General features: G+C 64.8%; 18 protein-coding genes. 6 read left to right on the top strand and 12 right to left on the bottom strand.

The features are described 5' to 3' along the window. The 4 genes from G3N97_RS16510 to G3N97_RS16495 form a co-directional block, all read left to right on the top strand. Positions 1–2,140, top strand: a 2,140-nt coding sequence (locus G3N97_RS16510) for a DUF802 domain-containing protein (RefSeq protein ID WP_205994199.1), incomplete at its 5' end; no start/stop codon positions are given. Continuing rightward, entirely contained in the window at positions 2,137–2,790 is a 654-nt protein-coding gene (locus G3N97_RS16505) for an OmpA family protein (RefSeq protein WP_205994198.1), read from the top strand. The genes G3N97_RS16510 and G3N97_RS16505, both read left to right, overlap by 4 nt. 25 nt (positions 2,791–2,815) lie before the next feature. Continuing rightward, positions 2,816–3,424: a DUF2894 domain-containing protein gene (locus tag G3N97_RS16500; protein WP_205994201.1), complete on the top strand. Its 609-nt coding sequence runs from the start codon at positions 2,816–2,818 to the stop codon at positions 3,422–3,424. 197 nt (positions 3,425–3,621) lie between these two features. Then, a complete protein-coding gene (locus G3N97_RS16495) occupies positions 3,622–4,791 on the top strand; it encodes a linear amide C-N hydrolase (RefSeq protein ID WP_205994197.1) in 1,170 nt (389 codons plus the stop codon). Between the two features lie 62 nt (positions 4,792–4,853). Here the strand turns inward: G3N97_RS16495 and G3N97_RS16490 are convergent, their stop codons facing one another. The 4 genes from G3N97_RS16490 to galU all read right to left on the bottom strand — a co-directional run bounded on the left by G3N97_RS16490 (position 4,854) and on the right by galU (position 9,697). Beyond that, positions 4,854–5,831, bottom strand: a complete 978-nt coding sequence (locus G3N97_RS16490) for an AraC family transcriptional regulator (protein ID WP_065057889.1) — start codon at positions 5,829–5,831, stop codon at positions 4,854–4,856. 88 nt (positions 5,832–5,919) lie between these two features. Continuing rightward, positions 5,920–6,993 carry a porin gene (locus G3N97_RS16485; RefSeq protein ID WP_205994196.1) on the bottom strand — a complete coding sequence of 358 codons (1,074 nt, stop codon included), beginning with the start codon at positions 6,991–6,993 and terminating at the stop codon, positions 5,920–5,922. 661 nt (positions 6,994–7,654) lie between these two features. Next, the gene (locus tag G3N97_RS16480) at positions 7,655–8,803 is read right to left on the bottom strand and encodes a hypothetical protein (RefSeq protein WP_205994195.1); all 1,149 of its coding nucleotides are present in this window, start codon (positions 8,801–8,803) and stop codon (positions 7,655–7,657) included. 9 nt (positions 8,804–8,812) lie between these two features. Then, positions 8,813–9,697 (bottom strand): UTP--glucose-1-phosphate uridylyltransferase GalU, encoded by an 885-nt coding sequence (gene galU / locus G3N97_RS16475; RefSeq protein ID WP_205994194.1) that lies wholly within the window; start codon positions 9,695–9,697, stop codon positions 8,813–8,815. Between the two features lie 354 nt (positions 9,698–10,051). On the opposite strand from galU, the gene G3N97_RS16470 reads away from it, so the two are divergent. Continuing rightward, entirely contained in the window at positions 10,052–11,422 is a 1,371-nt protein-coding gene (locus tag G3N97_RS16470; RefSeq protein WP_205994193.1) for a UDP-glucose/GDP-mannose dehydrogenase family protein, read from the top strand. Between the two features lie 90 nt (positions 11,423–11,512). Here the strand turns inward: G3N97_RS16470 and G3N97_RS16465 are convergent, their stop codons facing one another. The 8 genes from G3N97_RS16465 to rfbB form a co-directional block, all read right to left on the bottom strand. Continuing rightward, positions 11,513–12,031, bottom strand: coding sequence for a hypothetical protein (locus G3N97_RS16465; protein ID WP_205994192.1), 519 nt, complete (start codon positions 12,029–12,031; stop codon positions 11,513–11,515). Between the two features lie 47 nt (positions 12,032–12,078). Next, a complete protein-coding gene (locus G3N97_RS16460; protein ID WP_205994191.1) occupies positions 12,079–13,062 on the bottom strand; it encodes a helix-turn-helix domain-containing protein in 984 nt (327 codons plus the stop codon). A gap of 39 nt (positions 13,063–13,101) precedes the next feature. After that, positions 13,102–15,369 (bottom strand): polysaccharide biosynthesis tyrosine autokinase, encoded by a 2,268-nt coding sequence (locus G3N97_RS16455; protein WP_205994190.1) that lies wholly within the window; start codon positions 15,367–15,369, stop codon positions 13,102–13,104. Positions 15,370–15,383: 14 nt separating this feature from the next. Then, entirely contained in the window at positions 15,384–15,848 is a 465-nt protein-coding gene (locus tag G3N97_RS16450) for a hypothetical protein (protein WP_205994189.1), read from the bottom strand. Then, on the bottom strand, positions 15,845–17,083 hold the full coding sequence (locus G3N97_RS16445; protein ID WP_205994188.1) for a polysaccharide biosynthesis/export family protein: 1,239 nt from the start codon (positions 17,081–17,083) through the stop codon (positions 15,845–15,847). Before G3N97_RS16445 ends, G3N97_RS16450 begins: the two co-directional genes overlap by 4 nt. A gap of 143 nt (positions 17,084–17,226) precedes the next feature. Then, positions 17,227–17,775: a dTDP-4-dehydrorhamnose 3,5-epimerase gene (gene rfbC / locus G3N97_RS16440; protein WP_205994187.1), complete on the bottom strand. Its 549-nt coding sequence runs from the start codon at positions 17,773–17,775 to the stop codon at positions 17,227–17,229. After that, a complete protein-coding gene (gene rfbA, locus G3N97_RS16435) occupies positions 17,772–18,659 on the bottom strand; it encodes a glucose-1-phosphate thymidylyltransferase RfbA (RefSeq protein WP_205994186.1) in 888 nt (295 codons plus the stop codon). Before rfbA ends, rfbC begins: the two co-directional genes overlap by 4 nt. Positions 18,660–18,662: 3 nt before the next feature. Continuing rightward, positions 18,663–19,724, bottom strand: a complete 1,062-nt coding sequence (gene rfbB / locus G3N97_RS16430; RefSeq protein ID WP_205994185.1) for a dTDP-glucose 4,6-dehydratase — start codon at positions 19,722–19,724, stop codon at positions 18,663–18,665. Between the two features lie 385 nt (positions 19,725–20,109). Between rfbB and G3N97_RS16425 the strand changes: the two genes are divergently transcribed. Further along, positions 20,110–21,333, top strand: coding sequence for a DUF1972 domain-containing protein (locus tag G3N97_RS16425; RefSeq protein WP_205994184.1), 1,224 nt, complete (start codon positions 20,110–20,112; stop codon positions 21,331–21,333). Positions 21,334–21,342: the final 9 nt, after the last annotated feature.

The following is a 21,342-nucleotide window of genomic DNA, read 5'->3' as shown; positions in this document are numbered from 1 at the left end:
GCCGGTCGTCGAAGCGACGATGGCCGGCCTCGCGCGCGAAAGCGCCGCCCTGCACGGCACGCTCACGCAGGCGGTCGAACGCCAGCTCGACGGACTCACGGCGGGCTTCGAAGCGAACACCGCGCGCGTCGCCGGCATCTGGACCGACGCGCTCGCCGAACAACGCCGCTCGGGCGAAGCGCTCGCGCGCGATCTGCACGACGCGCTCGAACGCTTCAACGCGAGCTTCGAAGCACGTTCCGCGAGCCTGCTGCAAGACGTGACGACGCGCCACGCCAGCGCGAACGCCGAAGTCTCGCAGGCCTGGCACGATGCGCTTGCGCGTCAGGAGCGCGCGGGCGAAAAGCTCGCGGGCGACAACCAGCAGGCGCTCACGCAGGCGGCGGCGACTTTCGAGCAGCACGCGTCGGCGCTGCTGCGCGCGGTCAACGAGGCGCACGCCGACCTGCAAACGCAACTGGTCGCGCGCGACGAAACGCGTCTCGCGGCGTGGACCGACACGCTCGGCGCGATGGGCGCAACGCTGCGCGACGAATGGCAAACGGCCAGCGCGCAGGCGACGCAGCATCAACAGGCCATCTGCGCGACGCTCGAACAGACCGCGAACGCGATCGCCGCGCAGACGGGCACGCACGCGAGCGGCGCGATCGCCGAGATCGCGCGCGCGGCCGAGTCGGCTTCCGCTGCGTGGCAGACCGCGAGCACGCAGGCGGCGGAAAAGCAGCAAGCCGTATACGACGCGCTCGCGAAGACCGCAGGCGATATCGCCGCGCACGCCGAAGCGCATACGAACAGCACGATCGCCGAAATCACGCGCACGGCGCAGGCCGCGTCGCAAGCGTGGCAGACGGCGAGTACGCAAGCGGCTGAGCGTCAGCAATTCATTTGCGATGCGCTCGCGAAAACCGCGAACGATATCGCTGCGCAAACGGAATCGCATGCAAGCGGCACGATTGCTGAAATCGCACGCGCTGCCGAAGCGAATGCAAACGCATGGCAAGCCGCGAGCACGCAAGCCGCTGAACGTCAGCAATTCATTTGCGATGCGCTTGCGAAAACCGCAAACGATATCGCCACGCAAACCGAATCGCACGCAAGCGGCACGATCGCTGAAATCGCACGCGCTGCCGAAGCGAATGCAAACGCATGGCAAGCCGCGAGCACGCAAGCCGCTGAACGTCAGCAATTCATTTGCGATGCGCTTGCGAAAACTGCAAACGATATCGCCACGCAAACCGAATCGCACGCAAGCGGTACGATTGCGGAGATCGCACGCACTGCCGAAGCGAACGCAAACGCATGGCAAGCTGCGAGCACGCAAGCCGCTGAACGTCAGCAATTCATTTGCGACGCGCTTGCTAAAACCGCAAACGATATCGCCACGCAAACCGAATCGCATGCCAACGGCACGCTCGCTGAAATCGCACGCCTCGTCGACGCGAACGCCGCCGCCTGGGAGCGCGCCAGCACGCACGCCACGGAACGCCAGCAGGCGATCTGCGACGCGCTCGCGCAAACCGCGACCGACATCGCCACGCAAACCGAAGCGCATGCCAACGGCACCATCGCCGAAATCTCGCGCCTCGTCGAAGCGGCTTCGGAAGCCCCGCGCGTGGCCGCCGAAGTCGTCGCCGAACTGCGCCAGAAGCTCTCCGAGAGCATGGTTCAGGACACCGCGATGCTCGAAGAGCGCGGCCGTCTGCTCGCGACCGTCACCACGCTGCTCGACGCCGTGAATCACGCAAGCACCGAGCAGCGCACGGCGATCGACGCGCTCGTGCAGACCTCGTCGGGCCTCATGGAACGCGTGGGCGCGCGCTTCGATCAGCAGGTCGAAACCGGCGCGCAGACGCTCGAAGGCGCGGCCGCCCAGGTCACGGGGAGCGCCGTCGAAATGGCGAGCCTCGGCGATGCATTCGGTCAGGCCGTGCAGCACTTCGGCGAGTCGAACGACAAGCTGATGACGCAACTGCAGCGCATCGAAACCGCGCTCGACAAGTCGCTCGCGCGCAGCGACGACCAGCTCGCCTACTACGTCGCGCAGGCGAAGGAAGTGATCGATCTGAGCCTGCTGTCGCAGAAGCAGATCGTCGAGAACCTGCAACGCCTGAGCATTCAGGCGGGAGCTGAAGCCGCATGAACGACGAGATCGACGGCGGCGCGGAGCCGACCGCGCCGGTCTGGGCCGCGTTCGGCGACCTGATGGCGGCGCTGCTGGGCGCGTTCGTGCTGATCCTCGTCGGCGTGATCGGCATGCAGCTCGAAGCGTCGTCGAAGCTCGCGAGCGAGGTCAAGCAGCGGCAGATCGAAACGCAGCGCCGCAAGACGCTTGAACAGGCGCTCGCCGGACCGCTCGCGGCCGGACGCGTGACGCTCGTGAACGGGCGCATCGGCATCAGCGGCAACGTGCTGTTCGCGCTGAACTCCGATCAATTGCAGCCCGAGGGCCGCGAGTTGCTCAAGAGTCTCGCCGGGCCGCTCGCCGCGTATCTGCGCGACCGCGACCAGATCCTGATGGTCAGCGGTTTCGCCGACGACCAGCAGGTGCACGCGGGCAATCGCCGTTTCGCGGACAACTGGGAGCTGTCCGCCGAGCGCGCCTTGACGGTGACGCGCGCGTTCATCGACGCGGGCGTGCCCGCGCGTTCGGTGTTCGCGGCGGCGTTCGGTTCCGAGCAGCCCGTCAGTTCGAACGCCGATGAAAGCGGCCGCGCGAAGAACCGCCGCGTGGAAATCGCGGCCGTGCCGCGTCCGACCTCGGCTGTGCCCGCAGCGCATGCTCATGAGTGACGATACGCCGATCGCGGCATCCGCCGTGGCATCAACGTCGACGTCCGCGCGCGCGACGCTCGATGCATGGCGCGAGCAAGGCGCGGATCGGCTCGACAGCGTGCGCTACGCGCTGATCGACGCGCTGGAGCAACGCGCGAGCGCGCATGACGGCGCGGCGCGTCTCGTGCTCGACGCGCGCATCGATACGCTGATCGCCGATTACGCAGCGAGAATCGAGCAAGCGGCAGCAACGCATGCCGCCCGCGCCGATGATGAGGTGTCCGCTAAAGACGATCCGCAGCGCGCATTCGCGACGCTCGCGGCGGACGCCTCGCGCGACGCCCGCAACGGACCGCCCGCCGATCTGCTCGACTACTTCCGCGACGTCTGGTCGAAACTCAGCGCCGACCAGCAGGTTCAGCAGTCGCTCGATCAGGTGCCGAAGAACGCAGGCCCGCTGAATTCGAGCAGCCTCGTGCATCGCGCGCTGCTGTTGATGCGCGAGCTTTCGCCCGGCTATCTGCGCCAGTTCCTCGCCTATGCCGACGCGCTGTCGTGGATCGAGGATCTCAACGGCGGCCACGCGCCGGTGGCGAAGGAAGCGCCGCGCGCGAGCGCCGCGAAGAAGACCACGCGCAGCCGCGCGAAGTAAAAGCGAAGCGGGCGGCCGACGCACGGCCCGCTTCGTCGGCGAACACGCTATCCGCGCATTTCTGCGCATTTCTGTGCATTCCCCCCGCTCTCAAGTATCCGGCCACGCACGACGCGCGGCATCGCATTCCCGTGGCATGATCCAGGCGTTCTCCCAGTTTCCGTCCCGGGTACGTCACGCTTCTGGAGCGCGCAACCATGTCCCGTTTCACGTCGAGCACTTCCGCCTCGCCTGCGTCGTCGCTTTCCGTTCGATCCCGCCTCACACGCCGCGCCCTGAGCCCCGTCGCCGCGCTCGCGGCCGCCGCCACGCTCGCCTGCACGGCCTTCGCGCTCTCGCCGCTCGCCGAAGCCTGCACGCGCGCGCTCTACGTCGGCGACAGCGGCCTCGTTATCACAGGCCGCACGATGGACTGGTCCGAAGACATGCGCTCGAATCTCTGGGTGTTCCCGGCGGGCATCGAACGCACCGGCGAAGCGGGCCCGAAATCGCCGCACTGGCGCTCGAAATACGGCAGCGTGATCGTCTCGGGTTACGACATCGGCAGCGTGGACGGCATGAACGAGCGCGGCCTGGTGGCCAACGCGCTCTATCTCGCGGAGACCGATTACGGCAAGCCGGACTCAGGGCGCCCGCCGATGGCGATCAGCCTGTGGGCGCAATACGTGCTCGACCGCTACGCCACCGTAAGCGAGGCCGTCGACGCGCTCGGCAAGGAGCCGTTCCAGATCATCGCGCCGCCGCTGCCCGGCGGCAAACCGATCTCGATCCACCTCTCGCTCTCCGACGCGAGCGGCGACTCGGCGATCCTCGAATATCTCGACGGCAAGCTCGTGATCCATCACGGCAAGCCCTACAAGATCATGACGAACTCGCCGATCTACAGCGAACAGCTCGCGCTCGACACTTACTGGAAAAGCGTCGGCGGCCTGAGCTTCCTGCCCGGCACGAACCGCGCCGCCGACCGTTTCGTGCGCGCCTCGTTCCTGCTCGACGCGATTCCCAAGAGCCCCGATCCGAACTACATGGCGGGCGTGCCGCAGCAGAACGGCGCGTATCAGCAGGTCGCGAGCGTGATGAGCGTGATGCGTTCTGTGAGCGTGCCGCTCGGCATCCGCACGCCCGAAACGCCCAATCTTTCCTCGACGATCTGGCGCACGGTGGCCGATCAGACCGATCTCGTCTATTACTTCGATTCGGCCACGCGCCCCGACACGTTCTGGGTCTCGCTGCGCAAACTCGACCTCAAGCCCGGCGCGCCGGTCCTGAAACTCACGATCGATTCCGGCCAGATGTTCTCGGGCGAGACCGCCGACAAATTCGTCGCTACGCCGTCGTTCAAGTTCATGCCGGCGCCCGCGCCGTGATTCGACACAATCACGGAAGCGCCGAATAGTTCGGCATCCGTACTATTTGATCGAACACCTCGTCAATGCGGCGACGCGGCCGCCGGATGCGGCACGTAAGTGACATCGCGCAGGCTGCGCGCGTACTGCTTGGGCGCCATGCCCGACCAGCGCCGGAACGCGCGAATAAAGGCCTTCTCCGATGCATAGCCGACGCTGGTCGCGATCTCGATGAGCCTCCGCCGCGAGTCGCGCAGCGCGCCGCTCGCCACGTACATGCGATACGCGGTCAGATGGCCGATGGGCGTTTCCTCGACCAGTTCGACGAAGCGCGCGCTGAAACGCGATCGCGACATCCCCGCCGTGGCCGCGAGCGATTCGACGGTCCAGTCGCGCTCCGGGTGCCGATGCAGTTGCGCAATCGCGCGGCCGATCTGCGGGTCCATCAGACCGCGCAGCCATCCGGTATGGCTGATCGCCGACGCCAGATGCGCGCGCAACAACTGCACGAGCAGCACATCCGCGAGACGCGCGGCCGCGACCGCCCAGCCAGGCTGGCAAGCCATCGATTCGCGGATGAACGACATCAGCGTATCGGCGAGCCAGGAGCCGACCGCCGCGTCGTGCTTGCGCACGTGAATGAGCGGCGGCAACACCGAAAAAAGCGGATTGCGCACGGCCTCGCGATAGAACACGATGCCCGTGTAGAGATCGCAGACCGCGCCGCCGCCGCCCGCGTTCAGGCGCAACGGCGTGTCGAAACTCGGACGGATGCCTGCACGCGCGACGAGGTCGTCGAAACGCTCGGGCGCGACGCCCGCCGCCGAGGCCAGCACGTGTGCGTGCCCATGCGGCAGCAGCACGAAGTCACCCGGCTCCACGCGCAGCGGCGCCATGCCTTCCACGCTGATGATGTACGGCTCGCCGAAGCCCGTGCGGAACACGGCGCCCTCCACCGCGGGTTTGTCAAACGCCCACGGCGCGGTGAGCGAAAAATGGCCGGTCACCACCGCGTCGGCGCGCAGGTCCGCCAGCGCGCCGCTCAACAGGTCAGTCGCCATTTTGTCTCTCCGAAAAACTTGTTATTGCGCGGCGCGGCTATTACGCCGCGCCGCGTGCTTGCATCGACCCGCATCGCCGTGCGCCGCGTTAGAACCGCTGCTGAATGCCCATCATCGCGCCGAACTGGTTCGCGCCGGTCGTAACCGTGCCGGCGGCGGCCACCGCATTCGCCGCGAGCGCGCTGTTCAGCATGTATCCGAGCGAAGCATAAAGCGTCGTGCGCTTCGAAATGAAATAATTCGCGCGCGCAACCAGCAGCGTCGAACTCGAATGCTCGCGCAGAATGTAACGCAGCGCCTGGGCGTCGAACGCGACGGTGGGCGTCAGGTAATAGTTTGCGCCCAGAAAAAAGAGGTCGGATTGCGCGTGTTCCGACGCTGCCGTGTTGCGCCGGATCCAGCCGCCGCCGATCTTGCCGGAGCCGAATTTTACATAGCCGTCGACGATCACGCGCTTGTCGGTATCCGCGCTGCTCACGAGGGGCGCGGACGCGCCGGGGCCGCCGTACATCACGTCGTACGATGCCGCCGCGCCGCCCCACGCGTTGTCGTAGGCGAGCATCATCGTGTACTGGCGGCAGGCGACGGCGTCGCCGGCCAGCTGGCCGCCGCAGTTGGTCGCCGAGGGACCGGCCGGGCCCGCCGCGTCGCGGCCGAAACTGTAGGTGCCGCCGACCGTCACGCCGTGGAATTTGCCGAGATAGCCCACGGCGTTGTCGCTGCGCGCGTTCGGCAGATAGCTGTCGAAACTCGCCATCGAATGGATCGACGGGCCGATCACGTCGGCGTTGAGCAGCACGTACATCGACATGTTCATCTGGCGGCCGAGCGTGAGCGTGCCGTAGTCGCTGCTGATGCCGAGGTTCGCCTGACGCCCGAACAGACGGCCGCCGTAATTGAGCGCCCCGCTATTGGCCGCGAAACCGTTTTCGAGCACGAAGAACGCCTTGTAGCCGCCGCCGAGATCTTCCTGGCCGCGCAGACCGAAGCGCGACGGCACTTCGCCCGTGAGCGTCGGCATACCGACGAACGAGCCGCCTTTCGCCGCGTTGTTATAGAACTCGATGCCCGTATCGACGATACCGTAGAGCGAAACGCTGCTTTGCCCCCACGCAAGCGCCGACGCGCTCGCCAGGCACGCTGCCGCAACCATTTTCTTCATGCCGATCTCCGAACCATTTAATTAGTGATACTTATGTATTGTGGAAATGCCGGACCGTGGAGCGTGCCCGGCTTGCTACGTGCGAGAGAATCAGTTTGTGTTGCTATTGTTGTTGCCCGGTGCCGTAATCCGTTGCGCCTTGCGCGGCGTACCGCACGTACACGTATTCCCTCCCCAGAAGCCGACTTGAATCGCGCTTCAAAAGCCTGCGGCGATGTGTGAAATTCTTGGGGTGGACAAAATCACCGGCAATGGCGTGAAGGCTCAAAAAAGTTGCCGATCGTCTCTTTTGATCGAGCGCGATGGAATGGGATGGCGGTTTACAGGTTTTCCCTTAAACCCTTTTGTGGTGCGGATTCCAGACTTTCTACGCAGACGAATGCACCGCAATAGTGATTCATCCGCGATTGTCCGTTTCATATATGGAATAGAAACGGGATTGTAGACGCCATAGCGCAGTCAGCGGCGAATCAATCGACAATCAAGCAAATGCACAAAAAGCGATGCGCAAAAAAAATCCCGCCGGTTCCTTGCGGAAACGGCGGGTAAAGCGGAAAGGCGGGGGACCTTCCCGGGACCAATCGTGCTGAACGCACGCTTCAGCTCAAACGTTCATCACGAAACTCAACACGAAGCTCGTCACAAGCGTCATCGGGCAGCCTCAGTGCGCGCGGCGCAGCGCCGTACGCAATTGCAGGCCGAAGGCGCGTGTCAGCCGTTCGTGCGCGATGCGGTCGAGTTCACTGCGCATGACCGCCATGCCCACGCCGGATATCGACAACAGATCGTCCACGCTGTCGACCAGCCAGCGCATCACGTCGCGGTCGAACGCGGCGCCGAGCGACTCGGCACGCACGCGCCGCGCGATGCTGGAGCGCGCCGGCCGTGTCGAGCCGTGCGGCTCCGGTCGACGGCTCAGCAGCAGATCCGTCGCCGCGATGAGCTTGCTGTTCTGCTCCACGTCGCGCACCATGCCCGCATAGACGAGCCGTTCGCCGAGCCTCGCGATCAATTCACGCAGCGGCGAATTGCGCAGCGCCCACACGTTGCCCTGCAAGGCGAAGCGCACACCCGGCAATTCGAGCAGCCGCGCAATCAGCGGCGTCCACGACAGATCGCCCGTATCGAGCAGCAGATCGACATCGGCCGTCACCAGCAAGCCGTCTTCGCCCACCTTGAACGCCTCGCGCGCGAGCTTGCGCTGCGGCGGCGCGAACTGTCCGTGCCACGGATCGGGCAACACTTTCACCGCGCGCTCGCCGATACGCGCGCCACGCAAGCGCTCGTTGAACGAGAGCAGCGTCGCGTCCATCGCTTCGATCGCCTCGATCGCGTTCTGGCCGAGATGCGGCGACGCGCTGCCATTCAGTTCGCCCGCCACGAAGTCGTCGCTGTTGTAGAGAAACACGAAGCGACGCGTGCGCGCGAAACGCTCGCTGCGTTCGTCGAGGCGAATCGCGAGCGCATCGAGATAATCGTCGGCGCCCAGCAGAACGAGATCGGCCTGCTGGTTCGAACGAGCATCGGGTAGAACCTCTTCGGCGGCGTCGAGCAAGGCTTGCGCCGCATCGTCGCCGAGCACGCGGGTGTTCGCGCCGTCGAAATTCAGACGCGACGCCACGAAACGCACATCGGTCCACGTCGGCGCGATACGGCGCGCGAGCTCGCTGCACGCGAAGTCCTCGCGCGTCACGATGAACACAGGCCGACGCGATCGCTCGCGCACCGCGGAAATCGCGCTCGCGAGCACATTGAGGCGAAAACCTCGCGCAACGGGTTCGACGAAAAGGACAGGCGCGGTGTCGGCCATGCGGGGAACTCAGGCCGCCTGCGCGATGCCGGGCAGCGCCGCGAGATACTCGCCGAATTCGGCCGCCACTTCCGGATGCCGCAACGCGAATTCCACCGTCGCCTTCAGATAGCCGAGCTTGCTGCCGCAATCGAAACGCGTGCCGCGATACTTGTAGGCCAGCACCTGTTCATCCGCGAGCAGCGCTTCGATCGCGTCGGTGAGCTGCAACTCGCCGCCCGCGCCAGGCTTGAGCGCACGCAGATGCGCGAACACGCGCGGCTTGAGCACATAGCGGCCCACCACGCCGAGATTGGTCGGCGCGACTTCCGGCGCGGGCTTTTCGACGATGCCCGAAATCTTGATGATCGACTCGCCCCACTCGCGGCCATCGACAATGCCGTACGACTTCGTATCCTGCGGCGGAATCTCCTCCACGCCGATCACCGAGCTGTGATAGTGATCGAACACGTCGATCATCTGGCGCATCACGGGCGGCTGTCCGTAAAGCAGGTCGTCGGCGAGCATGACGGCGAACGGATTGTCGCCCACGAGTTTTTCCGCGCATAGCACCGCGTGACCGAGACCGAGCGCTTCGGGCTGACGCACGTAAAAGCAGTCCACATGACTCGGTTTGATGCTGCGAACGAGTTCGAGCAGCTTCGCCTTGCCGCGCGCTTCGAGTTCGGCCTCGACTTCATACGACTTGTCGAAGTGATCTTCGATGGCACGCTTGCTGCGCCCCGTCACGAAGATCATCTCCGTGATGCCCGCGGCCATCGCTTCTTCCACGGCGTACTGGATCAGCGGCTTGTCGACGACAGGCAGCATTTCCTTGGGGCTGGCCTTCGTCGCGGGAAGAAAGCGGGTTCCGAGACCGGCAACTGGAAACACTGCCTTGGTGACCTTCAGCATGGGTAAGTTCGCGTTCGTAAGGTGGTTCGGCGCGAGCACGTCACTCGCGTTTCTGGTGGCTTTGCGAACAGACTAGGCGAGCGCACTTCCCTGCAACGGCGCGCGGCGGAAAACGCCCCGGTTTTGGCTACTCACTCCACAAACGCCGCGCTTTTTACGCCTTCAAAACACGTTCTTCGCGATTCAATTCGTGATCCCTATGCGATGTCGAAAACGGAAAACATCCTGGCCGATCACGCCAGCTTGCTCCAGCGACACGCTCGCGCGCTAAAGATGCAGCAGGCCCGTGGCGAATGCGTCAGCACATCGCCATCGATTCCCGAACCACATCGCTTGAATCATTCATCCAGAGCCATGAAAGTCACTATCGTTGGAACCGGGTATGTCGGGCTCGTGACCGGCGCCTGCCTTGCCGAACTCGGCAATCAGGTGCTCTGCCTCGACGTCGACGCCGGCAAGATCGACCTGCTGAACGGCGGCGCCGTTCCCATCTATGAACCGGGTCTAGCGGAGATCATCGCGCGCAATCGCGAGGCGGGACGTCTGCGTTTCTCGACCGATATCGCCGCTTCCGTGGCGCACGGCGACATCCAGTTCATCGCCGTGGGCACGCCGCCGGACGAAGACGGTTCCGCCGATCTGCAATACGTGCTCGAAGCCGCGCGCAACATCGGCCGCCATATGACGGCGTTCAAGGTCATCATCGACAAATCGACCGTGCCCGTCGGCACCGCCGACAAGGTGCGCGCGGTCGTGGCCGAAGAGCTCGCGCTGCGCGGCGCGCAAGGCGAATTCGCGGTGATTTCGAACCCCGAGTTCCTCAAGGAAGGCGCGGCCGTGGAGGACTTCATGCGCCCCGACCGCATCGTGATCGGCTATGAGCCCGACGTGGCGGGTCTGCGCGCGAAGAGTCTCGTCGAGCAGCTTTACGCGCCTTTCAACCGCAACCATCAGCGCACGCTGCACATGGACGTGCGCTCGGCCGAATTCACCAAGTACGCCGCCAACGCCATGCTCGCCACGCGCATTTCGTTCGTGAACGAACTGGCGAATCTCGCCGATCGCGTCGGCGCCGATATCGAACAGGTGCGTCGCGGCATCGGCTCGGACCCGCGCATCGGCTACAGCTTCTTGTACGCCGGTTGCGGCTACGGCGGCTCGTGCTTCCCGAAAGACGTGCACGCGCTGATGCGCACCGCCAACGAATACGACATGCAGCTCGATGTGCTCGCCGCCGTCGAACGCGTAAACGAGCGCCAGAAAAGCGTGCTGTTCGACAAGATTCATCGTCACTTCGACGGCCAGCTCGCGCAGCGCCGTTTCGCCATCTGGGGCCTCGCCTTCAAGCCGAATACCGACGACATGCGCGCCGCGACGAGCCGCGTGCTGATCGCCGATCTGATTCGCGCGGGCGCCTCGGTGAACGTCTACGATCCGGTCGCGCTCGACGAAGCGCGCCGCACGCTGGCCGAGGATCTCACGCCCGATGAATTCGAGCACGTGCGCTTCTGCCGCGAGCGCGACGCCGCGCTTCAACACGCCGAAGCGCTCGTGATCCTGACCGAGTGGAAGGAGTTTCGCAGCCCCGATTTCGAGCAGATGAACGCGGCGCTCAGTCAACCGGTGGTCTTCGACGGCCGCAATCTCTACGAGCCGACGGTGATGCGCGCGCACGGCTGGACCTACTACACGATCGGACGCGATACGGCCAGCACCGCTGCTTGAACGAGCGGCTTTAAGGCGGGACGACCGGCTGGTCGTTCCGCCTCTTTTTTTTGTGCGCTGTATTGCTGCGTGAGGATGCTTGAAGCGCGTTCAGCGGCAAGTGCTACCGCTCGACGTGCCGATGGTCGCGAGCGACGGCAGACAGCCATAAGCGCCCGCGCCGCGCGCCATGCCTGGCGACGCACCCTGCATGCCCGGAACGCCTGCGCCACCCGCCAATGCGCCGCCCGAAAGCGACGTAGCCGCCATCGACGGCAACGCCGACGCGCCAATTCCCGAAGCGCCAGGCAATCCGCTCATCGCCGAAGCACCTGCCACGCCCGATACACCCAACGCGCCCGCGATCGCACCCGTGCGCACCGAACTCGCGAGACGCGCCTGCGACGCCACCGAAAGCGGGTCCTGGCTCGCGGCAATGTCGCGCAAATAGCTATCCGGCGAACTCTGCTCGATCATCGCCATATACGGATCGCTCGAATGATGCGCGCGTCGCTGGGCGCGCTGCGTGGTGGTTTGCAGGCGCGACTTCGTGAGCGGCGAAGCAAAGGTATCGCCGATCATTTGCGCATGCGCGCTCGATGCACCGGACAGCGTGATCGCAGTCGTCATCGCGATCGTCGACGCAAGAAGGAGGCGACGGCCGGAATAAATGGAAGTCATGTCGTACCCGAAAAATCCGGCTGTCCGCGCTCGGACGCATCGGCCGGTCGATGATGAGTGTGCAGCGTGCGAAAAGTGCTCGGCGTCTCGCCGAAATGCCTGCGGAACAGCTTGGCCAGCGCGCCGCCGCTGCCGACGCCACAACGCCGCGCGATCGTGTCGATCGGCAGCACGGTATCGGCGAGCAATCGGCACGCCATATGCAGGCGCACGTAGAGCAGATAATCGGAAGGTGTCAGGCCGAATTCGGCCTTGAAGCGGCGCAGGAAATTACGCTCGCTCATCGTCACGAATTGCGCGGCCTCGTCGATGCTCACCGGGCGATGGCAGTTCTCCTTGAACCAGCGCGCCGACGCGCGCATCTTCGCGCTCGTGGTGATCGCGCTGATTGTGCTGATTGTGCTGGTCGTAGAGAACGTGTTGACCGCGCCGCGCGCCGCATCGGCGGCCAGCGTGCCGAACGAATGCGCCACCTCCGCGCCCAGCGCCTGCTCGACGATCTCGTGCAAGGCGTCCGGCAGTGGCGCTGCAATGTCGTGCAAACGCGGCAACGTCCCGGCCGCGGACAGACCGTGCGCCGTGCCTCGCCGATGACCGGCCGCATCGAGCAGCCGCTGTCCGTCGCCGGGCGCAATCACGTGCTCCGCGAGCGCACAGGTCCGGCGCAACCAGGCGATCAGCGTCTCGTCGCGCAAGGCGTCATCCACGCCGGGACCGTCGGCCACGAACAGCGCGTGCAAGCTCCCTTGCGGACGCGCGGTCAGTATGCTCTCGGTCCACACATACACCGAGGACGACGCCGCGATGCGCCCGCCGAGCGTCGACAGCAGCGCCACGCTAAAGCGCGCGGGCTCGCACGTTTGCGCACCGGCGAGATCGTTGGCGCGCTGGAGCGCCTCCACGATGCGCGCGACGCGTGGCAGCGCGAAACCGTCGAACAAGACAATGCCGACGGTTTTCACGGTGTCGTCCTCGCGCATGCGCGCTTGCGTTGGGCGCGTTGTGGGGCGCGTGCAGCGTCAGCCTTGCGCCTGATAGCGATAGCCGTAACCGTAGCCATAGCGCGTGGCGCGGAAGCCGTTGAACACCTGCCCCGTCACGCGGATGCCCGACTGATTGAGGCGCTTCATGGTCTCGGCGAGCTGATGGCGGCTGGTTGTATCCGCGCGCGAAACAACGAAGGTCGCGTCGCAGACCTGGGCGAGCGTCACCGCGTCGCTGACCGGCAGCACCGGCGGCGAGTCGACGATCACGTAGTCGTAGCGCGTGGCCGCTTCCTTGAGCATGGCCGCGAATGCCGGACGTTCGAGCAGTTCGCCCGGATTCGGCGGCAACGCGCTGCCGGCGGGCAGCAGATCGAGGCCGTCGAAACCGGTACTCACGAGCGTGTCTTCGAGTTGCGCGTCACCGGCGAGCACGTTCGCGAGACCCTTGTACGAGGCTTCGGCATTGAAGTAACGCCGCGCGCCCGCACGCCGCAAATCGGCGTCAACGATCAGCACACGCAAGCCCTTGAGCGCGAGCACATAGGCAAAATTGAGCGCCACGAAGGTCTTGCCGACGCCTTCGGTCGGTCCAGTGAACAGGATCGAGCCGCCTTCTTTGCCGAGCAGCGAGAAGCGCAGTGTCGTGCGCAGCGAACGCAATGCCTCGACGCTGGGGTCGCCGGGGCTGCTGCTGGCGAGTAGTGCGACGGATTGACCGGACTGGCCGGCGAGGCGTTTGTTGCCACGACGCCAGCCTTTTGCCGCGCGCTGTTCGGTCAGGCTCGCCGGCACGACAGCGAAGATCGGCGCCTGGCCCACGCGCTCGACATCGAGCGGATCGCGCAAGGTGTCGCGCAACGCAGCCAGCGCCTGAATCGCCACGAACGCGATGAACAGGCCGCCAAACAGACCGCCCGCGAGCACGATCGGCACCTTCGGCCAGGAGGCCGAATCCGGCTGCGCGGCAAAATCGATCACCGACACGTTGCCGGTCGTGCCCGCCTCCGCCACTTCGAGCTGCTGCGCGTTCGCCACCAGTGCGGTGTAAAGCTGCGTATCGACGGCCACATCGCGCGCGAGACGCAGATAATCCTGCTGCGTCGACGGCAACGCCTGCACCTGCTTCTCGACATCGCGCAGCGCGCCATCGACCACGGCGTCCTGCGCCTCCAGCGTCTTCACGGCCGGATGCCCCGGGCGGAACTGTTCACGCGTAGCCTGCAGATTCAGGTCGATCAGCGTTTTCTGCTTCGTGAGGTCCACCGCGCGCGTGAGCAGCGCCTCGGTCTGCTCCTCGATATCGATCGTCTTCGTGCGGATACGGTACGCGTTGAGCCGGTCCTCCGATTGCGCAAGCTCCTCGCGAAACGCGGGCAGCTTGCGGTTGAGGAATTCGAGGCTCAAACGCGACTGCTCGGCGCGATGCTTGATGTTGAGCGCGACATAGGTATGCGCGACTTCGTTGGCGATCGCCGCCGCAATCCGCGCGTTGTTGTTCTTAACGGTCAGCGCGATCATCGACGAACCCTTGGTCGTCTCCTGCACGGTCATGTGCTTGCGCAAGGCCTCGATCGTGTCTTCCAGCGAGGACTCCACGAGTGTGAACGACGCGCCGGGCCGCCCACGCAATTCGCTGATCTCGATGAACCCGGGCGCCGGGCCGAAGTCGGTCTGCGCCTCGAAAGCGACGCGCTGATGCAACGCACCGCTCGCGATCTGATTGCCATCGGGATCCTCGAGCGTCCAGCGCTCGCCCGCCTGCACGTGCACACGAAACTTCTTGCCGTACAGCACGCGCGGCACGTCGAACGCGGTGAGGATCAGGCGCTCGCCGCCCCACGAAAAGCCGGAGAGGCCGAGCGGCGCGTCGGCGATCCCATTGGGCGGCGTGTTGAAACTGGCATACAGGCGGCCCAGCAACGGCACGCGATTCGCAACCTTCACGAGCGTCCGCGCCTGCGTCGCATCGATCGCCGGCTCCAGCACGGCGCGCGACGTGAGAATATCCAGCTCGCCGTCGATCGGCTTGTTCAGGCTCAGCGCGCTGGCCACATCGGAAAGCGCGCCGAGCGCGGAGCCCTGCTGTTCGTCGACCTGAATCAGCGCATCAGCCTTGTAGACGGGCGCGGCCACGAGCAGATAAAGCACGGCAAGCGCAACGATGCCGGCGGTAATGCCATAAAACAAACGACGGTGGCTGAGCACGTTTTGCCAGAGCATCAACAGGCTGACGTCATCGTCGGACCGGTCTTGCGCCGCGGCATTGGCCAGCATGGTGGGCAGTGTCGATTCGGACTTCATGTGGGGTTCCCGCGTCAAAGGGAAAGTTGCTGATTCAGCGCGGGCAGCCAGCTCCACGCGCTGAGTTCGATGAGGTCGAGCGTCGCGTCGAAACGCGCCGCATCGCCGCCAACCGGATCGTCGATCTCGCGGTCGAGCCAGTGCCCGAGCGTCCAGAGCTTGCGCGCCGCCACCGGATACCGGCGGATGATCTCCAGCCGCTGCGAGCGCTCCATCGCGAAGGCCAGATCGGCCCATTCGAGCATCGGCTGGGACAATCGCAGCGCGTTGGCTTCGTCCGTCAAACCGTAGCCACGCGACGAGAGCGCCGCGCGCGCAAGCGGATGCGCGGGCGTGCCGCTCATCGCCTCCACGCCCGCCGAATGAATCTGCGCGTCATACACGTCGGCCAGCATGTGACGAAACACACTTTCGGCCATCGGGCTGCGGCAGACATTCGCGTGACAGATCAGCAGCAGCTTGAGCGGCGGCTTCGTCATTTGAACGCCTCGGTGCCCAGATAGAGCGAACTGGCGAACGGCAGGATCTGCGAGACCACGCGATAAAAACGCGTCACGTGGGCGGCGTCGACGAACACCACGTCGCGCGGCTGGAGTTCGAAACGGTCGCCGAGCACGAGCATGCCGGGCGACGCCGCGTCGAGTTGAAAGACATCGACGGTCCGGCCCGGCCCCTGGCGAAACACGTAGACCTGGGATGCGTTCGCCGAGATGCCGTTCAGGCCGCCCGCATCGGAAAGCGCCTCGGACAGCGAAAACGGCCCCACCGGCATGATCTGCGAAACGGGCTTGTTCACTTCGCCGAGCACGAAGACTTTCTTCAGGCGGCGTTCCGGCAGATTGATGACGTCGCCGTCTTCGAGCATGACGTTCTGCGAGACATCGCCGTCGTAGAAGAACGCATAGAGATCGAGCGGATACACCTTGCCGCCGCGATTGAGCGTGGCCGCCGAAAGATCGGCGGCGTCGCTGTAGCCGCCCGCGCCTGAGATCGCATCCGAGACGCTTTCGGGCACGTCCGTAAGCGAGATCGTGCCCGGCGTATGCACCGCGCCCGACACATAGATCTTCTGGCTGCGATACGAGGCGATCGACACATCCACCTGCGGATTCGACACCGCCTTGTCGAGACGCTTGTAGATATCCTGGCGAATCTGATCGACCGTCATACCCGCGACCTTCACGCGGCCGATATACGGGTAGTAAATCGTGCCGTCGGTTTGCACGACGCGGCCATTCGGATCGAGATTGCCGCCCGACGTCGCGGCGGGCATACCCGTGCTCTGCGTTGCGCCCACGGAGACGATCGACGTCGTGAGCGCCGAAAAGCCCGGGTTGTTCAGCTCGGGATGATCCCAGACGATCACGCGCAGCACGTCGCCGCTACGCACGCGATAGGCCGAGGGCACCACGCGCGGCAATGCGGCAGGCGAAAACGGCGCTGCCGCAGCCGCAGCCAGTTGCGCGATCATTTCGCCATTCAGCGCATGCAGCCGGAACGTGATGCCGTTCTGCACGATCTCCGCGGGCGCGGACTGGCCGTCCGCCTGAGTCGTCGTGTCTTCGCGCGGCGCCACGCCCATATACGGACCGGGCGCGAGCACGCAACCGCCGAGCGCCAGCGTGGCCGCCCAGGCAACGCCCTTTCGCAACAGGCCCGTTTTGAACGTTTCATTCGGACGCGCCGATATTTGATTCGGAATACCAGGAATCATGCTTTGCTTACTCGTTTGAGCATCCATCTCTTCGCGCTCCGATGCAGCCGCGAGCGCCCCCATTTGTCCCTGCATTGGTCCAGCCATCGTCATGAGCGGCGAACCTGCGGACACTGCGTTCCGCTGGCCGCCGCCTTCCTTCTTCAATACACGTCTGCGTGCGCGAGGCGCGCGGCCGCTGCGTCTTTCGGCGCGATCACCGGCTCGCCCTCGAATCCCCACGCGATGTCGAGTTCCGGATCGTTCCAGAGCAAGGTGCGTTCGTGCTCGGGATACCAGTAATCGGTGGTCTTGTAGAGAAACTCGGCGCGCTCGGACAGCACCACGAAACCATGCGCGAAACCCGGCGGCACCCAGAATTGCAGCCGGTTCGCAGCAGACAGATGCACGCCGGTCCAGCGCCCGAACGTGGGCGACGCGCGGCGCAGATCGACGGCCACGTCGAACACCTCGCCCACCACCACGCGCACGAGCTTGCCCTGCGGACGCACGACCTGATAATGCAAACCGCGCAGCACGTTGCGCGACGACACCGAATGGTTGTCCTGCACGAAGCGCAAGCCGCCCGTCACCTGCTCCTCGAATTCGCGCTGATTGAAGCTCTCGAAGAACAGGCCGCGCGCATCGCCGAACGCTGCGGGTTCGATGATCTTCACGTCGGCGATCGCCGCGGATCTCACGTTGATCGTCATGACGTGACCGCTCCCACGAGCGACTTCAGATACACGCCGTACGCGGTCTTGCGCAGCGGTTCGGCGAGACGTTCGAGCTGTTCCGCGTCGATCCAGGCCTGCCGGAAAGCGATTTCCTCGGGGCTCGACACGAGCAGCGCCTGACGCTGCTGCACGGTGGCGATAAACATGCCCGCGTCGATCAGCGATTGATGCGTGCCCGTATCGAACCACGCAAAGCCACGGCTCAGCGTTTCGAGTTGCAGATCGCCGCGCTCCAGATAATGACGATTGACATCAGTGATTTCGAGTTCGCCGCGTGCCGAAGGCGCAATGCCCGCCGCAATTTCGCAAACGTCGCGATCGTAGAAATACAAACCCGTCACCGCATAATTCGAGCGCGGCACTTCAGGCTTTTCCTCGATCGACACGACCTTGCCCGATGCGTCGAATTCGACCACGCCATAGCGCTGCGGATCGTGAACGTGATAGCCAAATACCGTTGCACCGCTTTCGCGTGCATCCGCCGCGCGCAGATGCGCAGTGAGATCCGCGCCGTAGAAAATGTTGTCGCCGAGAATCAGCGCCGAGGGATGATCGTCGATAAACTCGCGGCCGATCACGAAGGCCTGCGCGAGACCGTCCGGCGAAGGCTGCACCGCATAACGGATGCTCACGCCCCACTGGCTGCCGTCGCCGAGCATCGCGCGAAAACGCGGCGTGTCGTCGGGCGTGGAGATCAGCAGAATGTCGTCGATGCCCGCCATCATCAGCGTCGAGAGCGAGTAGTAGATCATCGGCTTGTCGTACACCGGCAGCATCTGCTTGGAGACGACGCGCGTGATCGGATAGAGCCGCGTGCCGGAACCACCGGCGAGGACGATGCCTTTACGCTTCGTTTTCATCGCTTATGCCCGTTCGAGTTCGTTGCTGAAATACGCCTGCCGATAGGCGCCGGAGAGAATCGCGTCGACCCACGCTTCGTTGTCCACGTACCACTTCACCGTGCGTGCGAGACCGGTGTCGAAGGTTTCCTTCGGCTGCCAGCCGAGTTCGCGTTCGAGCTTCGCCGCGTCGACGGCATAGCGGCGATCGTGGCCTTTACGGTCGGTCACGTAGGCGATCTGCTCGCGATAGCTGCCGCTCGCGCGCGGACGCAGCGTGTCGAGCAACGCGCAGATGCGATTCACCACGTCGACGTTCGTGTGCTCGTTGCGGCCGCCCACGTTGTACGTCTCGCCCGGCGTGCCACGTTCGAGCACCGTGCGGATCGCATCGCAGTGATCGCCCACGTAGAGCCAGTCGCGCACGTTGAGGCCGTCGCCGTAAACCGGCAGCGCTTCGCCGTGCAACGCGCGCTGGATCATCAGCGGAATCAGCTTCTCGGGAAACTGGTGCGGACCGTAATTATTCGAGCAGTTCGTGGTGAGCGTCGGCAGACCGAAGGTGTGATGCCACGCGCGCACCAGATGATCCGAGCCCGCTTTCGAAGCTGCATAAGGACTGTTCGGCGCATGCGGCGTGGTTTCGGTAAAGGCGGGATCGTGCGGTGCGAGCGTGCCGTAGACCTCGTCGGTCGAAACGTGCAGGAAGCGGAATGCGTCGCGCTGCGCGGCAGGCAGCGCGATCCAGTACGCGTGCACCGCTTCGAGCAGCGTGGCCGTGCCGACCACATTGGTCGCCACGAAATCGTCGGGGCGATCGATCGAGCGATCCACATGACTTTCGGCCGCGAAATGCAGCACCGCGCGCGGACGATGCTGTTGCAGCACCGCGTCGAGCGTGGCGCGGTCGCCGATATCGGCCTGCACGAAATGGTGGCGCGGATCGCCATCGAGCGGACGCAGCGTGGCGTAATTGCCCGCGTAAGTGAGCTTGTCGAGATTGACGACGGGCTCGTCGTTACGCGCCAGCCAGTCGATGACGAAATTGGCTCCGATGAAGCCGGCGCCGCCGGTCACAAGGATCATGTTGAGCACTCGTTGAGTTAGGAAAGAGGCCGCGAAGATGGCCCGAAGCGCCACGCTCGCGCAAGCCGGTCGGCCATGACGCAGTGCACGAAAAGCGAAGCCAGCGGATCGCTATGTTAGGTGCACTGATCGCGCCGATTCGGTCATATCGTTGGCGCGTTCCGACAACGTCCGGCGTCGTACGCCATTGAAAGAATGCACACGTTTGGCGCCGTCCATCGCGGATCGAACGTGCCATTCCCGCATGCACGCGTAGCGCATCGACTTTGTCCGAATCGATGAATACGGTGGCCGAATCCGCCATACCCGATGGCATACGCTATCGGCATGGCGGCGCTTGTTCGCCGCAGCATCACAATATGGACCAACGACGGGATTCGATCACATGGCAGTCAGACAGCTTTTCATCCTCGGCACGCGCGGCATTCCCGCGCGCCACGGCGGCTTCGAGACGTTCGCCGAACGCCTCGCGCTCTACCTCACGCAACGCGGCTGGGAAGTGACGGTCTACTGCCAGAGCGACACGCCAGGCAGCGAAATCAGCGAAGACAGCTGGCAAGGCGTGCGCCGCGTCATCGTGCCGGTCACGCGCGCGGGCGCGCTGGGCACGATGGAATTCGACTGGAAATCGATTCGCGACGTCACCACGCGCGACCCCGCACTCGTGCTCACGCTCGGCTACAACACCGCGCTGTTCTGCACGTATCTGCGCTGGCACGGCATCACGAACATCATCAACATGGATGGCCTCGAATGGCGCCGCGAGAAATGGAAATTTCACGAGCGCGTCTGGCTGTGGCTCAACGAGCGCGTGGGATGCTGGACCGGCAATCATCTGATCGCCGATCATCCCGCGATTGCCGCGCATCTGGCGACGCGCGTGAAGCGCAAAAAGATCACGACGATTCCGTATGGCGCCGACGCCGTGGACGTTGTGAGCACGATGCCGATTCGCGCGCTCGGTCTCGACGCAGTGCGCTACGGCCTCGTGATCGCGCGGCCCGAGCCGGAGAATTCGGTGCTCGAAATCGTGACGGCGTTTTCGCGGCGGCCGCGCGACGCGCGGCTCGTCGTGCTGGGCACGTATCATCGCGATCATCCTTATCATCGCGCGGTGCTCGATGCGGCCAGCGAGGAAGTGTTTTTCCCCGGCGCGATTTACGATCAGCAGGTCGTGCGCTCGCTGCGTTATCACGCGAATTTTTACGTGCATGGGCATCGCGTTGGCGGGACGAACCCGTCGCTCGTGGAAGCGATGGGCGCAGGCAGCGCGGTGATCGCGCACGACAATGTGTTCAACCGCTGGGTCGCGGGTCCGGAGGCGCGTTTCTTCGCGACCGAGGCCGATTGCGATATGCACATCTCCGCGCTGATCGGCGATCCGGCAACGGCGACGGCCATGGGTATTGCGAGCGCACAGCGGTTTAGAAGCACGTTCCGCTGGGATAACGTGCTCGCGCAGTATGAGGCGTTGCTGGATCGGCATGGACGTCCGACACGGGTTCGCCAGCCTGCGGGCCGCCGCCCGCTGCCCAGCGCGAAACCGCAGGCTACGGCGCACGCCACGCGAATGGATGCAGCAGAACGCGAAGACGTCTCCGCTTCCTAGAGAGTTATC

The organism is Paraburkholderia sp. Ac-20347, assembly GCF_017104805.1.
GTDB classification, from domain to species: Bacteria; Pseudomonadota; Gammaproteobacteria; order Burkholderiales; family Burkholderiaceae; genus Paraburkholderia; species Paraburkholderia tropica.
The sequence above is the reverse complement of the archived record's forward strand: the minus strand, read 5'-3'. Positions and strand labels throughout refer to the sequence as shown.